The organism is Bradyrhizobium sp. LMG 9283 (assembly GCF_045571415.1).
Taxonomy (GTDB): domain Bacteria; phylum Pseudomonadota; class Alphaproteobacteria; order Rhizobiales; family Xanthobacteraceae; genus Bradyrhizobium.
Genome location: NZ_CP120691.1, coordinates 1,238,600 through 1,253,035, shown reverse-complemented (window position 1 = coordinate 1,253,035; position 14,436 = coordinate 1,238,600). Strand labels below are relative to the sequence as shown.

General features: G+C 64.0%; 12 protein-coding genes. 2 read left to right on the top strand and 10 right to left on the bottom strand.

Annotated features, from left to right (window positions below):
* Nucleotides 1-110: 110 nt before the first annotated feature.
* The 6 genes from P6U29_RS05865 to P6U29_RS05840 form a co-directional block, all read right to left on the bottom strand.
* Nucleotides 111-971: a D-amino-acid transaminase gene (locus P6U29_RS05865; RefSeq protein WP_407116728.1), complete on the bottom strand. Its 861-nt coding sequence runs from the start codon at nt 969-971 to the stop codon at nt 111-113.
* Nucleotides 972-1,162: 191 nt separating this feature from the next.
* On the bottom strand, nt 1,163-1,894 hold the full coding sequence (locus P6U29_RS05860; RefSeq protein WP_407116727.1) for an amino acid ABC transporter ATP-binding protein: 732 nt from the start codon (nt 1,892-1,894) through the stop codon (nt 1,163-1,165).
* Nucleotides 1,895-2,087: 193 nt separating this feature from the next.
* Nucleotides 2,088-2,780, bottom strand: a complete 693-nt coding sequence (locus P6U29_RS05855; RefSeq protein WP_407116726.1) for an amino acid ABC transporter permease — start codon at nt 2,778-2,780, stop codon at nt 2,088-2,090.
* Between the two features lie 4 nt (nt 2,781-2,784).
* Nucleotides 2,785-3,516, bottom strand: coding sequence for an amino acid ABC transporter permease (locus tag P6U29_RS05850; RefSeq protein WP_407116725.1), 732 nt, complete (start codon nt 3,514-3,516; stop codon nt 2,785-2,787).
* A gap of 117 nt (nt 3,517-3,633) precedes the next feature.
* The gene (locus tag P6U29_RS05845; RefSeq protein WP_407116724.1) at nt 3,634-4,545 is read right to left on the bottom strand and encodes an amino acid ABC transporter substrate-binding protein; all 912 of its coding nucleotides are present in this window, start codon (nt 4,543-4,545) and stop codon (nt 3,634-3,636) included.
* An 88-nt stretch (nt 4,546-4,633) separates the two neighbouring features.
* Nucleotides 4,634-6,019, bottom strand: a complete 1,386-nt coding sequence (locus P6U29_RS05840; RefSeq protein WP_407116723.1) for a M20 family metallopeptidase — start codon at nt 6,017-6,019, stop codon at nt 4,634-4,636.
* A 289-nt stretch (nt 6,020-6,308) separates the two neighbouring features.
* On the opposite strand from P6U29_RS05840, the gene P6U29_RS05835 reads away from it, so the two are divergent.
* Entirely contained in the window at nt 6,309-7,688 is a 1,380-nt protein-coding gene (locus tag P6U29_RS05835) for an LLM class flavin-dependent oxidoreductase (RefSeq protein WP_407116722.1), read from the top strand.
* 154 nt (nt 7,689-7,842) lie between these two features.
* Here P6U29_RS05835 and P6U29_RS05830 read toward each other — a convergent pair whose 3' ends face one another.
* From P6U29_RS05830 to P6U29_RS05815, 4 genes are all read right to left on the bottom strand, one after another.
* On the bottom strand, nt 7,843-9,504 hold the full coding sequence (locus tag P6U29_RS05830; RefSeq protein WP_407116721.1) for a thiamine pyrophosphate-binding protein: 1,662 nt from the start codon (nt 9,502-9,504) through the stop codon (nt 7,843-7,845).
* A 279-nt stretch (nt 9,505-9,783) separates the two neighbouring features.
* Nucleotides 9,784-10,287 carry a GFA family protein gene (locus P6U29_RS05825; protein ID WP_407116720.1) on the bottom strand — a complete coding sequence of 168 codons (504 nt, stop codon included), beginning with the start codon at nt 10,285-10,287 and terminating at the stop codon, nt 9,784-9,786.
* 225 nt (nt 10,288-10,512) lie between these two features.
* A complete protein-coding gene (locus P6U29_RS05820; protein WP_407116719.1) occupies nt 10,513-11,640 on the bottom strand; it encodes an alkene reductase in 1,128 nt (375 codons plus the stop codon).
* Nucleotides 11,641-11,761: 121 nt separating this feature from the next.
* Nucleotides 11,762-13,258: an aldehyde dehydrogenase family protein gene (locus P6U29_RS05815; RefSeq protein ID WP_407116718.1), complete on the bottom strand. Its 1,497-nt coding sequence runs from the start codon at nt 13,256-13,258 to the stop codon at nt 11,762-11,764.
* Between the two features lie 181 nt (nt 13,259-13,439).
* Here P6U29_RS05815 and P6U29_RS05810 point away from each other — a divergent pair, with 181 nt between their 5' ends.
* The gene (locus P6U29_RS05810; RefSeq protein WP_407116717.1) at nt 13,440-14,285 is read left to right on the top strand and encodes an SDR family NAD(P)-dependent oxidoreductase; all 846 of its coding nucleotides are present in this window, start codon (nt 13,440-13,442) and stop codon (nt 14,283-14,285) included.
* The last annotated feature ends 151 nt before the right edge of the window (nt 14,286-14,436 follow it).

The window sequence follows — 14,436 nt, the reverse complement described above, 5'->3', positions numbered from 1 at the left end:
ATGCCCCGGCTTGACCGGGGCATCCAGTACGCCGCGGCCTCACGATTCAAGAACTACTGCCTCTGGAATACTGGATCGCCAAGCCGGGCGATGACAGCAGTGGGTGTGGCTTAAACCGCCGTCGCCTTGGCGAACTCCACGTAGATCTCGCGCAGCCGCGTTGCCATCGGACCGGGCTTGCCGCCGCCGATCGTCTTGCCGTCGATGGCGACCACCGGCTGCACGAAGGAGGATGCGCTGGTGATGAAGGCCTCCTTGGCAGCGAGCGCCTCGGCGACGGTGAAGGACCGCTCCTCGACACGGAGCTGGCGCTCCTCGGCAAGCGCGATCACGGCCTTGCGGGTGCAGCCCGGCAGGATCGCATTGGAGTTCTTGCGGGTGACGATGACATTGTCCTTGGTCAGGATGAACGCCGAGGACGAGCCGCCCTCGGTGACATATCCATCTTGCAGCATCCAGGCTTCGCCGGCGCCGGCTTCGGCCGCGGCCTGCTTTGCCAGCACCTGCGCCAGCAGCGCGACGCTCTTGATGTCGCGGCGCTCCCAGCGAATGTCGGGCACCGTGATCACGTTGATGCCGGTCTTGGCCACGGGGGCGTTGATGATGTCCTTCTCCGAGGTGAACATCACCAGGCTCGACTTGACGTCGCCCTTGGGGAACGGGAAGTCGCGGCCTTTGTCGGCGCCGCGCGTGACCTGGAGGTAGACCAGGCCATTCTCGACCTTGTTGCGCGCGATCAGCTCCTTCTGCAGCTCGGTGATGCGATCGAGCGTCTCGGGCAACTTCAGCTTGATCTCGCCGACCGACCGCTCCAGCCGTGCCAGATGCGAGGCATTGTCGACCAGCTTGCCATCCAGCACCGCCGAGACCTCGTAGATGCCGTCGGCGAACAGGAAGCCGCGATCGAGGACCGAGATTTTGGCTTCCGAGAGCGGGACGAATGAGCCGTTGACATAGGCGAGCGGGTCCAAGGCAGGTCTCCTGGGAGGGGAAAGGGGAATTCCTGTCGGTATAGGAGATTTGCCGGGCCCGATAAACCCTCGATCGGTCATTCCGGGGCATTCGCAAAGCGAATGAGCCCCGAATCCATCTCACATCGCGTACCGCCGCCAAATGGATTCCGGGCTCGCGACTGCGTCGCGTCTCGGAATGACAGCAACGGCTAATGCGACAGAATCTTCGACAAGAACTTCTGCGCGCGGTCACTGCGGGGCTTGCCGAAGAAATCGTCCTTCGGAGCGTCCTCGACGATCTCGCCGCGGTCCATGAAGATCACCCGGTTGGCGACCTTGCGGGCAAAGCCCATTTCGTGGGTCACGACCATCATGGTCATGCCTTCGCGGGCAAGATCGACCATGACGTCGAGCACTTCGCTGACCATTTCGGGATCGAGCGCCGAGGTCGGCTCGTCGAACAGCATCACGATCGGATCCATCGCGAGCGCTCGTGCAATCGCGACACGCTGCTGCTGGCCGCCGGAGAGCTGCGCGGGAAACTTCTGCGCCTGCTCCTTCAAGCCGACGCGCTCCAGCAACTGCATGCCCTTGGTGACCGACTTGTCGTGGCCGCGTCCAAGCACCTTCTCCTGGGCGAGACAGAGATTGTCGATGATCTTGAGGTGCGGAAACAGCTCGAAATGCTGGAATACCATGCCGACGCGTGAGCGCAGCTTCGGCAGATCAGTCTTGGGATCGTTGACCTTGGTGCCGTCGACCAGGATGTCGCCGCTCTGGAAAGGCTCCAGCGCGTTGACGCATTTGATCAGCGTCGACTTGCCCGAGCCGGAAGGACCGCAGACCACGACCACCTCGCCTTTGGTGACGCTGGTGGTGCAGTCGGTCAGCACCTGGAAACTCGGGCTGTACCATTTGTTGACGTGGCTGATTTCGATCATGACGAGGCTCAAGAGCTAGCGGCAAATGCGGATCACCTCTCCCAAGGGGAGAGGTCGGCGCGAAGCGCCGGGTGAGGGATTCAGGTCCTTCGTTGGTGCGAAACCCCTCACCCGGATCGCTGACGCGATCCGACCTCTCCCTACGGGAGAGGTGAAGAGGAGCTCGCCTTCATAGCTCAAAGCCAAATTCCACCTATCGAATGATGGCAATGCGCGCCTGGAGGCGGCGGACGCCGTAGGACGCGATACAGGAAATGGTGAAGTAGACGACGGCGGCGAACAGATACATTTCGACGAGACGCCCGTCGCGCTGCGCCACCTTGCTGGCCGCTCCCAGAAAGTCCGTGATCGACAGCACGTAGACCAGCGAGGTGTCCTGGAACAGCACGATGGTCTGCGTGATCAGGACCGGCAGCATGTTGCGGAACGCCTGCGGCAGCACGACGTACCGCATGGTCTGGGCGTAGGTCAGCCCGAGCGCGCTGGCCGCGGCCGGCTGGCCGCGCGAGATCGACTGGATGCCCGCACGCATGATCTCGGAGAAGTACGCCGCCTCGAACATGATGAAGGTGACGAGCGAGGAGGCGAACGCGCCGACGCTGATCGGGCGCGAGGCGCCGGTCAGCCATTGCCCGATATAGGGCACCAGGAAGTAGAACCAGAAGATGACCAGCACCAGCGGAAGCGAGCGCATGAAGTCGACATAGATGCCGGCGATCCGGCCGAGCAGCTTGAGGCCGGAGAGGCGCATCAGGGCGAGCGCCGTGCCGAAGATCAAGCCGCCGAGCGCCGCGAGCCCCGTCAGCGTCAGCGTGAAGGTCATGCCCTCGTAGAACAGATAGGGCAGCGCGCGGCGGATGACGTCGAAATCGAAGTTGCCGAGCATGGCGCTATTTCCCCGTGATGTAGCCGGGGATCGCGACCCAGCGCTCAAGGAAGCGCATCGCGGTCACGACGACGGCGTTGACGAGGAGGTAGAGGATGGTCGCGGCCGTGAAGGCCTCGAACACCTGGAACGAGAATTCCTGCATCGAGCGCGCCTGTCCGGTCAGTTCGAGCAGGCCGATGGTGATGGCGACAGCCGTGTTCTTGATGGTGTTGAGGAACTCGGAGGTCAGCGGCGGCAGGATGATGCGGAAGGCCATCGGCAGCAGCACGTAGCGGTAGCCCTGCACGGTGGTCAGGCCCAGCGCGGTCGCCGCCATCTTCTGCCCGCGCGGCAGCGACGAGATGCCAGCCTGCAACTGCACGGCCACGCGCGCCGACATGAAGAAGCCGACGCCGATCGCAGCCGTCCAGAACGGCGCGTTCGGCAGTTGCTTCAGCCACAGGCCGGCGGCCTTGGGCAGGATTTCCGGCAGCACGAAGAACCACAGGAACAGCTGCACCAGAAGCGGCATGTTGCGGAAGAATTCGACGTAAGCGAAGCCGAACCAGGTGGCGCCCTTCGACGGCAGCGTGCGCATGACGCCGACGATCGAGCCGGTGATCAGCGCGATCACCCAGGCCAGCGCCGCGGTCTTGAGGGTCAGCGCCAGGCCCGACAACAGCATGTCGAGATAGGTGCCGGTCCCCATCGGGTTCGGCTGGAAAAAGATTCCCCAGTTCCAGTTGTAGTTCACGTGTCCCCCGCACGAACGCGCCAGTCATGGATGTCCTGAGCGCCTATGCAAATGTCCGGCCACCCTGGTGTCAAGAGTGGCCGGACATGATCCCGATCGAAAGATCGAGGTTTTATCTTACTTGTAGTCGTCCGGGTTCGGCGAGTCCGTCGGCTTGGCGAACTCGTTCTTCAGCTCGGCCGAGATCGGCGTATTGAGGTTCAGGCCCTTCGGCGGGATCTTCTGGGTGAACCACTTGTCGTAGATCTTCTGGGCCTCGCCCGAGGTGTAGAGCGCCGCGGTCGCAGCATCGACCACCTTCTTGAAGGCAGGGTCGTCCTTGCGCAGCATGATGCCGTAGGGCTCGGGCTTGGAGAACGCGTCCTTGGAGATGGCGTAATCGCCGGGCGACTTCGAGCCGGCAACGAGGCTCGCCAGCAGAATGTCGTCCATCACGAAAGCGACCGCGCGGTCAGTCTCGACCATCAGAAAGGCTTCGGCGTGGTCCTTGGCCGGAATGATGTTGGCGCCGAGGCTTTTCGCGACGTTGGCCTCGGTAAGCTGCTTGATGTTCGTGGTGCCGGCGGTCGAGACCACGGTCTTGCCCTTGAGGTCGTCGATCGACTTCAGGCCGCTCGACTTTTTGAACACGTAGCGGCTGGCGGTCAGGAAGTGGGTATTGGTGAAGGCGACCTGCTTCTGGCGCTCGGCATTGTTGGTGGTCGAGCCGCATTCGAGGTCGATGGTGCCGTTGGCCATCAGCGGGATCCGGGTCGCCGAGGTCACCGGGTTGAGCTTGACCTCGAGCTTGTCGAGCTTGAGTTCCTTCTTCACGGCGTCGACGATCTTGTAGCAGATGTCCATGGCGAACCCGACGGGCTTCTGGTTATCGTCGAGATAGGAGAACGGGATCGAGGAGTCGCGGAAGCCCAGCGTGATCGCGCCGGTGTCCTTGATGTTCTTCAGCGTGCCGGTCAGCTCCTGGGCCCCGGCCTGGCTGACGGCGAAGGTCGCGGCGAGCGCGAGCCCGATGTGGCGGAAATGTTTCACTTTTCTCTTCCCCTTTTCGGATGATGCGGCCCGAATGCAAGCACAAATCGAGCCGGATTAGAATGTAACTTTCGGCGGGATCAGCGGCTCAGGTTAACGGCGCCGGCAACTCGCCGAGATCCCAGAACAGCCCGGCCATCACCGTCAAGGCCTCTTCGGTCAATGGCAGCAGGATGTGCTCATTGGGCGCATGCTGGGAGCAGCCGGGATAGGAATGCGGGACCCAGATCGTCGGCAGGCCCAGGATCTCGGAGAACACGTCATTGGGCAGCGAGCCGCCGAAGTTCGGCAGCACGGCCGGCGCCTTGCCGGTGGTCTCCTGCACCGAATCCGCCGCCCATTTGATCCAGGGGCTGTCGAAATCGGTGCGCGATGCAGCAAAGCTCTGCGCCGCCCGGACCTCGACCATGGGAAAACCCTTCTGGACCAGATGCGCGCGGATCGCCTCGATCAGCCCATCAATTTTGGTGCCGACCACGAAACGCAGTTGCAGCACGGCACTGGCGTGGCCGGGAATGGCGTTCGCCGGCTTCTCGATATTGCCCGACGACATCGCCAGCACTTCGAGCGTATTCCAGGCATAGAGCCGTTCGGCCGCCGACAACCCCTCCTCGCCCCAGTTCTCGGCCAGCGCCGGCTCGTCCGCGGTCGGCACCACCTGCACGTCGGCGAGATAGCTGCGGATTTGGTTGGTGAGCCGCGGCGGCTTCAGGGCCTCGAGCTGGAGGCGACCGTGACCGTCGACCAGGGTCGAGATCGCGTTGACCAGGATGGTCGCGGGGTTGGCAAGCACGCCACCCCAATTGCCGGAATGATGCCCGCCATCGCGCAGGTTGACGTCGAGATGAATGCGGATGCCGCCGCGGCAACCGAGAAACAGCGTCGGGCGGTCGGCAGACAGGCGCGGCCCGTCGGAGGCCATGAACAGGTCGGCCTTGAGCGCATCGCGATTGAGATCGCAGACCTTACCGAGATCGGGCGAGCCGATCTCCTCGCCCATCTCGACGATGAACTTGGCGTTGAAGCCGAGCTTGCCGCCGCGCGCGTCGCGCACCGCGCGGAGTGCCGCCATGTTGATGCTGTGCTGGCCCTTGTTGTCGGCGGTGCCGCGGCCATAGAGGCGCGTCCCCGCAACTGTCGTGCGCCAGGGATCGCGGCCATCGCGCCATTCGCCTTCCATGCCGTCGACGACATCGCCATGGCCGTAGACCAGCACGGTCGGTGCGGACGCACTCTCGTGATGCTCGGCGAACAGGAACGGCGCCTTGCCGCTGGGGGATTCGACGATGCGACTGGTGAAATCGAGCGCGGCGAAGGCCGGCTGCATCTCCTGCTCCAGATAGGCTCGCAGCTCGGCGCCGCGCGACGGATTCTGGCTTTCGGTCCGATACGCGACGCGGCGGTCGAGTTCAGCGAGGAACGCACCGGATTTGAAGTCGTCCCGGGCGCGGGCGATGGCGTCGGCTCTGGTCATTGCTTTCGTTTCTTAGGGGTTCGACGCGGGCGAACGTAGCGGGCTACATAGGCCATCGAAAGTGGCGGGGACTTGGGCAGCTGTTGGAGTTTCTTTGGGATTTCGTTCTTGCTCGCTTGAGATCGGCTTGCCAAGTGCGGCGGCCACCGCTGATTTTGACCTTGCCATTACCCAAGCCCTTCTATCTTTGGCCCTTGCCAAGGGCCAAAGATATGCAAGAACTTCGCCAAGTTGGGGCGCACATCTATCATTCGAAGAGCGCTCAGTATAGGGCGCCGAGGGGACCAGCATGGCCAAAGAGATCAGGCTCAACGCCTTTGCGATGAATTGCGTCGCACACCAGTCACCGGGCCTTTGGACCCATCCGCGCGACCGCACCGCCGAGTATAATCGCCTGCCCTACTGGATCGATCTCGCCAAGACGCTGGATCGCGGCCGTTTCGACGGGCTGTTCCTGGCGGACGTGCTCGGGGTCTACGATGTCTATGGCAACAGCCCTGACGCAGCCTTGCGCAATGCAGCACAGACGCCGTCAAACGAGCCGCTGCTGCTGCTCTCGGCGATGGCGGCCGTGACGAAAGACCTCGGCTTCGGCGTCACCAGCAATCTCTCCTTCGAGCCGCCCTACCCGTTCGCGCGGCGGATGTCGACGCTCGATCACCTCACCGAGGGGCGGATCGGCTGGAACGTCGTCACCGGCTATCTCGACAGCGCCGCGCGCGGCGCCGGCAAGGACAAGCAGACCGGGCATGACGACCGCTACGACATCGCCGACGAATATATGGAGGTCGTCTACAAGCTCTGGGAAGGAAGCTGGGAGGACGATGCCGTGCTGCGCGACCGGGCACGAGGCATCTTCACCGATCCGACAAAGGTCCATCGCGTCAATCATGAGGGCGCGAACTACCGCATCAACAACACCATTCACCTCAGCGAGCCATCGCCGCAGCGCACGCCCGTGCTGTACCAGGCCGGCACCTCGCCGCGCGGCCGGCAGTTCGCCGCACGCCATGCCGAGTGCGTCTTCATGTCGGGACCGTCGGCCAAGGTGATCGCGCCGCGCGTCTCAGCGATCCGGCAAGAGGCCGCTGCGCTCGGCCGCAACCCGGCGGAGATCCTGATGTTCTCGATGATGACGATCATCCTCGGACGGACGGAAGCCGAGGCAAAGGAGAAATACGCCGACTACCGCCGCCACATCAGCCCCGAAGGCGCGCTGGCGCTGATGTCAGGATGGACCGGCGTCGACTTCTCCGGCTACGACCTCGACCAGCAGGTGCGCCACGTCCAGAACGATGCCGGCCGCAGCGCGATGGATAACGTCACCCGCGCTGATCCTGATCGCATCTGGACCGTGCGCGACGTCATCGAGCATGTCGGCATCGGCGGCGCCGGTCCGGTCGTGGTCGGCACGCCCGAGATGGTCGCGGACAAGATCGAACAATGGTTTGAGGCGACTGACGTCGACGGCCTCAACGTCGCATTCGCGATCTCGCCCGGCGATTTCGAGGATATCGCCGACATGCTGGTGCCGGAGCTGACGCGGCGCGGGCGGTACAAGAGCGAGTATGCCAATGGTACGCTGCGGGAGAAGCTGTTCGGCGCCGGCCGCGCGCGGCTAGGTGCGCCGCATCCGGCAGCGGGGTATCGGGTGGGGAAGAAAAGATAGCCACCACACATTCGGTGTCATGCCCCGGCTTGACCGCGGCATCCAGTACGCCGCGGCCTCGGCTCAATCACTGCCGTCTCTGGAATACTGGATCGCCCGGCCTGAACATCGAAGCCGGGCGATGACACTGAGCGTGTGGGAACTCGATCGCGCCTCAGACCTTCCCGTCCACCGTCACCTCGATCAGCTTGGTGCCCGGCCGGCCAAACGCCGATACCAGCGTCGCCCTCAGCTCACGGGGATCGCTGATCTTGATCGCCTCGCAGCCGAGCGCCTTGGCAACGCCGGCGAAATCCACGGGCGGATCGGCGAAGTCCATGCCGACGTAATTGTCATCGCCGTGGAAGGCGAGCAGCCGCTGCTTGATGATGCGATAACCGCCATTGTTGGCGATGACCACGTTGAGCGGCAGCTTGTGATGCGCGGCCGTCCACAGCGACTGGATCGAATACATCGCGCTGCCATCGCCCGAAAAGCACACTACCGGGCGATCGGGATTGGCGAGGCTGGCGCCGACCGAGGCCGGCAGGCCCCATCCGATGCCGCCGGATGCAAGGCCGTGATAGCCATAGCGGTCGCGGTGCGGCCGCAAAGCCGTGACCTGGCGGCTGGAGGTGAGCCCTTCATCGACGAGAATGGCATTGTCAGGCATCGCCTCGACCATCTGCAGCACCAGGAAATCTGGATCGATCGGCGTGCGAGCGGCGCTCTTGCCGATCTGCTCGACGAGCGCGGCGCGGCGCGCGGTCCAGTTCTTCGGCGCGAGTTCGGCGAGACGCTGTTTCGCACGGCTCGCGAGTGTCGCGCCGCCCATCTCCTTCAGCATGGGGATCAGCGCGCGCAGCGTTTCCTTCAGATCCGCCTTCAGCGCGATCTCGGCGCCGTAGTTCTTGGCGATCTCCCAATCGACGAGACCGATCTGCACCATGCCAAGGCCATCCGGCAGCGCGTCCACTTCGCTATAGACAGACATCCGCAGGGGATCGCCGCCCAGCGCGATCAGGAGGTCGTAAGGCGCAAGCGTGTCGCGCGCGGCCTTCTGCACGCGCGCGAGCGCGCCGATGAAGCTCGGACTCTCCGAGAGAAAGTGCGAGCCATAGGGCGTCGAGGATTGGTAGGCGGCCGCGCCGAGCAGCTCGGCCAATTCAGCCGCCTCGTTCAGAGCATCGCTCTTGACCACCTCATCCATGGTGACGATCACAGGGCGCTCGGCTTTCAGCAGACGCGCGGCAAAGGTCCTCAACGCCTCATCCGACGGCCTTGTGCGCGCGTCGATGCGGGTGGAGCGACCGAGATCGATTCCGGCTTCGCTGTTAAGGATGTCGCCGGGCAGCGAAATGAACACCGGCCCGGTCGGCGGCGTCATCGCCACCTTGGCGGCGCGGCGCACGATGCGCGGCAGATCCTCCAGCCGCGTCACCTCCACCGCCCATTTCACCAGCGGCTCGGCCATACGCACCAGAGGACCATAGAGCACCGGCTCCATCAGGCCGTGCCCCTGCTCCTGCTGGCCTGCAGTCAAGATCATCGGCGTGCCCGTGAACTGGGCGTTGTAGAGCGAGCCCATGGCGTTGCCGAGACCGGGCGCGACGTGAACGTTACAGGCGACGAGCTTGCCGGAAGCGCGGCTGTAGCCATCGGCAATCGCCACCACCAGGCTCTCCTGCATCGCCATCACATAGGTGAGATCGGGATGGTCCTTCAGCGCATGCATGATCGGCAGCTCGGTGGTGCCGGGATTGCCGAACAGATGCGTGATGCCCTCGTCCTTGAGCAGCGCAAGAAAAGCGGAACGGCCGGTGATGTTGTTCTTCATGTTTCCTCCAGGAGCGGACGTTGCCGCAAGGACGGAAAGCATGATGGCCGAAGTTTTGGGATGCGCGCAAGGAAGGGCGCTCATGGCTGCGTTGCGGGGGATGGGTCTCGTGTCACGGACGGCGACGCGGCGCGTAGCGCTGCAGCGCAGAGCCGGGACCCAGAATTAGTGCGGAGTTCGCGCACGCATGGGTCCCGGCTCAGCAGCGCATCACCGCACCGGACGATACTTCGCATCGCTGGGGAGGTGTTGCACTGCATCCGGTGCACGAGGGCGCAGCTACATCTCCTCACGTCCGAGCTCGAACGGATCCTCGCCGCCCGCGCGCTTCTTCTTTTTCGAGCGCTGCCAGACCACGCCCGGAAAGCCCTTCAGCGGCACCAGCGGCTCGCCGGTATAGGCCCATTCCTGCAGCTCCTCGATCGCGATGTGATAGAGCGGCTGGCGACCGGTGCGTTCCCTAAACAGCGCGCGCGGGATGTTGACCATGTGCGGCCCACGAGGGCGCTCATAGACGATCGGCGTGCCGCAATGCGAGCAGAAGCTGCGCGCGGTCTTGGTCGCCTTGTCCTCGTAGCGGGTAAGCGCGGCCTTGCCGGAGGTGATGCGAAAGCGCTTCTTCCAGCTTCCGATATAGGTCGCGTAAGCCGCGCCGTGGGCGCGGCGGCTGGCGGCGGAGTGATCATGCCACGCCCAGCGCGCGGGAACGTCGATCTCGAACGTGACCTTGCCGCAGAGGCACTGCCCCGTGGCGATCCCTGCGGCGGCTGCGGCTTTGGCCATGGACGTCTCTCCGTTGTCATTGCGAGCGCAGCGAAGCAATCAGGCTGTCTCCGCGGAAAGATTCTGGATTGCTTCTCTGCGCTCGCAATGACGAAAGTTGTGGTTGCGGTCGGGGGCGACACAAAGTCCCGTAGCCCGGATGGAGCGCAGCGCAATCCGGGGAAGTCTGTCGTCGAGGCGAGAATCCCGGATTTCGCTGCGCTCCATCCGGGCTACGAAGAGCGCCTACGCCGGCGTCAGCTCGTCATACACCGGATAATCCGTATATCCCTTCGCCTCGCCGCCATAGAATGTCGCCCGGTTGTACGGCGTGATCGGATAGCCGTGCTCCAGGCGCCGCGGCAGATCCGGATTGGAGATGAAGATGCGGCCGAAGGCGATGATGTCGGCCTGTCCCTCGGCGATTGCCGCGTTTGCGGTCTCGCCGGTAAAGCCGCCGGCGGTCATCAGCACGCCGCTGTAGAGTGGGCGGAACAGCACCATCGCTGACGGTACGTTCTCCCAGTGGACATCCGCGCGGCCCGCGCCGCTCGAGCGCGGCTCGATGAAATGCAGATAGGCAAGACCGAGCTTGTCCAGCGCCTTCACCACATGCGTGTAGAGCGGCATCGGATCGAGCTCGCCGGAATCATTGGCGATGCCGTGTGGCGACAGCCGGACGGCGACGCGGCTGGCGCCCCAGACATCGATCGCGGCCTGTGTGACTTCGAGCAGAAGGCGCGCGCGGTTCTCGATCGAGCCGCCATATTTATCGGTACGCTGGTTGCTGCGCGACTGCAGGAACTGCTCGAGCAGATAGCCGTTGGCGCCGTGAATCTCGACACCGTCGAAGCCCGCGGCAAGCGCGTTCTTGGCACCCTGCCGGAACGCCGCGATGATGTCCTTGACCTCCTCGGTCTCCAGCGCGCGCGGCGTCTCGTAATCGGCGATCTTGCCGTCGGCCGTCATCGCCTTCATGCCTTCGGCCTTGATCGGGATGGCGGAAGCCGAGACCGGCAGCGCGCCGCCATGGAAAGAAGAGTGAGAGACGCGGCCGACATGCCAGAGCTGGAGGAAGATGATGCCGCCCTTGGCGTGCACGGCATCGACCACCTTGCGCCAGCCTGCGATCTGCGCCTCCGAATAGATGCCGGGTGTCGCCGGGTTGCCGCGGCCATGCGAGAGCACCGGCGAGGCTTCGGCAATGATCAGGCCGCCTTTCGTCGCGCGCTGGCCGTAATATTCAGCATTGAGCGGACGCGGGGAAAAGCTGTCGCGCTCGGCGCGCATCCGGGTGAGCGGAGCCATCGCCACGCGGTGTGCAAGCTTGTACGGACCAATCTGCAACGGTTGAAACAACGCCGGAAATTTCATGCTGGCCCCAATGGCTATGGAAGGATGCGGATCATATAGCGAGGGGCGGCCCCTCGAAAAGGCGGCCGCCCCCCGCAAAAGCAGATATTCCCTCCCGCGGAACGTCGGAGGAGAATAGGCCTTACGCCGTCTTGATCCAGACAGCCTTCACGTTGAGATATTCCTCGACATGCTGCTTGCCGGACTCGCGGCCGTAGCCGCTCATCTTGTAGCCTCCGAACGGCACAGCTGGGTCCATCGCCTGATAGCAGTTCACCCACACCGAGCCAGCACGCAGGCGCTTCGCCACCGCATGGGCCTTGCTGACGTCGCGAGTCCACAGGCCGGAGCCTAGGCCGAAGGTGGTGTTGTTGGCGCGCTTGACGAGCTCGTCCATGTCCTTGAACGCGATCGCGGAGATGACCGGACCAAAAATCTCCTCCTGCGCGATCCGCATGTTGTCCTCAACGCCCGCGAACACCGTCGGCGAGACGAAGAAGCCCTTCGACAGCGCGCCCTCGGTGATGCGGCCACCGCCGGCGAGCGCCTTCGCGCCTTCCTTCTGGCCGATGTCGAGATAGCCGGTGACGCGCTCGAGCTGCTGTTCGGAGACCAGCGGACCGATCTGCACGTTAGGATCGAGGCCGTTGCCGACTTGCAGCTTCTTGCCGAACTCGGCGACGCGCCCGACGAACTCATCATAGATTGCCTGCTCGACGAACAGGCGCGTGCCGGCGCTGCAGATCTGCCCCGAATTGGCGAACACCGCCATCGCCGCACCCGGCACCGCCGCGTCGAGATCGGCATCCGCGAACACGATGTCCGGCGACTTGCCGCCGAGCTCGAGCGAGACGCGCTTCAAGTTGCCGGCCGAGGCGCGGATGATCGACTGGCCCGTCACGTGCGAGCCCGTGAAGGCGACCTTGTCGACATCATGATGTGATGCGAGCGCCGCGCCCGCGGACTCGCCATAGCCGGGAACGACGTTGATGACGCCGGGCGGCACGCCCGCTTCCATCGCGAGCTCGGCGATGCGTAGCGAGGTCAGCGGCGCTTCTTCCGCCGGTTTGAGCACCACGGTGCAGCCGGTCGCGATCGCCGGACCGATCTTCCAGATCGTCGCGGTGAGCGGGCCGTTCCAGGGAATGATGGCGCCGACGACGCCAACCGGCTCCTTCAGCGTATAGGAGAAGATCTCACCGGGCAGCGAGTTCTCGATGGTCTCGCCGTGGACCGCGGTGGTCTGGCCGGCGTAATAGCGCAGCATGCCGATGGCGCGCAGGCGATAGGCGCGCGTGCGGCTGAGCGGCGCGCCCATGTCGAGCGTGTCGAGCTGCGACAATTCGTCAAAGTTCTTCTCGATGAGATCGGCGAGCCTGAGCAGCAGGTTCTGCCGCTCGAACGGTTTGACCTTGCTCCAGGGCCCCTCGAAGGTGCGGCGGGCGGCGGCAACCGCACGGTCGATGTCTTCCTTGTCGCCCTCGGCGACCGTTGCGAGCAGCTCGCCGGTTGCGGGATTGCGGGTCTCGAAGCGCTTGCCTGAGGCGGCGTCGACCCACTTGCCGTCGATCAGCATCTGCTTGTAGGACCCGTTTGCGAACGGATGGCGCGTGATCGGAATAGCCTGCGACACAGCCATGGCTGCTCTCCCTGTCAGGTTATTGATTGGTTCGATCTGGGCGGGATCGTTCGATCGAGGATACAGCCGTGGCAGATAGGCGTAAAGGCAGCGCGGAACGAAGACCTCCCATGCCGACTTGTGCAGGGTCGCACTGCTGCCATGTTATAGCTCGATCGAGAGTCCTCCACGGAGACGATCCATGTCACATCCCGCCATCGTCAAAGACAATGTTGCTGTGATCACGGGTGGCGCGTCCGGCATCGGATTTGCCGCCGCCACCGCCTTTGCGCGCGCTGGAATGAAGGTGTGTATCGCGGATGTCGACGAGACACGGCTGGCAGAAGCTGCAACAAAACTGTCATCGGTCACGGTTGCCACGAACGTGATGACCCTCGCCGTCGATGTCAGCAAGATCGAGAGCGTGACGGAACTGGAACGCGCAGTGCGCGAGCGGTTTGGCGGGACCGACATTCTCATGAACAATGCCGGCATCCAGCCGGGCAGCACGCTGTTCGGCGAGCCCGACAATTGGCAGCGCATCATCGGCGTTAACATGTGGGGCATCATCAACGGCTCGCGCATCTTCGCGCCCGCCATGATCGCGCGCGGCAAACCCGGCCTCATCATCAACACCGGCTCCAAGCAGGGCATCACCACGCCGCCGGGCGATCCCGCCTACAACGTCTCGAAGGCCGGCGTGAAAGCGTTCACCGAGGCGCTTCAACACGAGCTGCGCAACACCAAGGACTGCCACATCACGGCACATCTGTTGATCCCGGGCTTCGTCTTCACTGGCCTGACCGCAAAAGGACGCACCGAGAAGCCGGCCGGTGCCTGGACGCCGGAGCAGACGGTCGATTTCATGCTGGCGCGGCTGGAGGCCGGCGATTTCTACATTCTTTGTCCGGACAATGACGTGCCGCGCGCCCTCGATGAGAAGCGTATGCTCTGGGCCGCCGGCGACATCGTCGAGAACCGCCCGCCATTGTCGCGCTGGCACCCGGATTACGCGGATGCGTTCGCGAGGTTTGTGAAAGGGGAGTGAGCCTGCCCCGCCCTATCGCTCCCTCGCCCCGTTCTTACGGGGAGAGGGTGGGGTGAGGGGCTGTCTCCACAAACTCCGGCCTGAACTGTAAGCGGGCTCGCCAAAGGCGTGAGTCGGATAGACTTTGATCGCAGTTGCATAGTGCCCTGCC

What these genes read in the sequence shown, in the direction of transcription:
- P6U29_RS05830 (WP_407116721.1), bottom strand. Translation starts at nt 9,504, where the DNA reads ATGAAGAACAACATCACCGGCCGTTCCGCTTTTCTTGCGCTGCTCAAG.
- P6U29_RS05825 (WP_407116720.1), bottom strand. Translation starts at nt 10,287, where the DNA reads ATGGCCAAAGCCGCAGCCGCCGCAGGGATCGCCACGGGGCAGTGCCTC.
- P6U29_RS05815 (WP_407116718.1), bottom strand. Translation starts at nt 13,258, where the DNA reads ATGGCTGTGTCGCAGGCTATTCCGATCACGCGCCATCCGTTCGCAAAC.
- P6U29_RS05810 (WP_407116717.1), top strand. Translation starts at nt 13,440, where the DNA reads ATGTCACATCCCGCCATCGTCAAAGACAATGTTGCTGTGATCACGGGT.
- P6U29_RS05860 (WP_407116727.1), bottom strand. Translation starts at nt 1,894, where the DNA reads ATGATCGAAATCAGCCACGTCAACAAATGGTACAGCCCGAGTTTCCAG.
- P6U29_RS05820 (WP_407116719.1), bottom strand. Translation starts at nt 11,640, where the DNA reads ATGAAATTTCCGGCGTTGTTTCAACCGTTGCAGATTGGTCCGTACAAG.
- P6U29_RS05840 (WP_407116723.1), bottom strand. Translation starts at nt 6,019, where the DNA reads ATGACCAGAGCCGACGCCATCGCCCGCGCCCGGGACGACTTCAAATCC.
- P6U29_RS05855 (WP_407116726.1), bottom strand. Translation starts at nt 2,780, where the DNA reads ATGCTCGGCAACTTCGATTTCGACGTCATCCGCCGCGCGCTGCCCTAT.
- P6U29_RS05835 (WP_407116722.1), top strand. Translation starts at nt 6,309, where the DNA reads ATGGCCAAAGAGATCAGGCTCAACGCCTTTGCGATGAATTGCGTCGCA.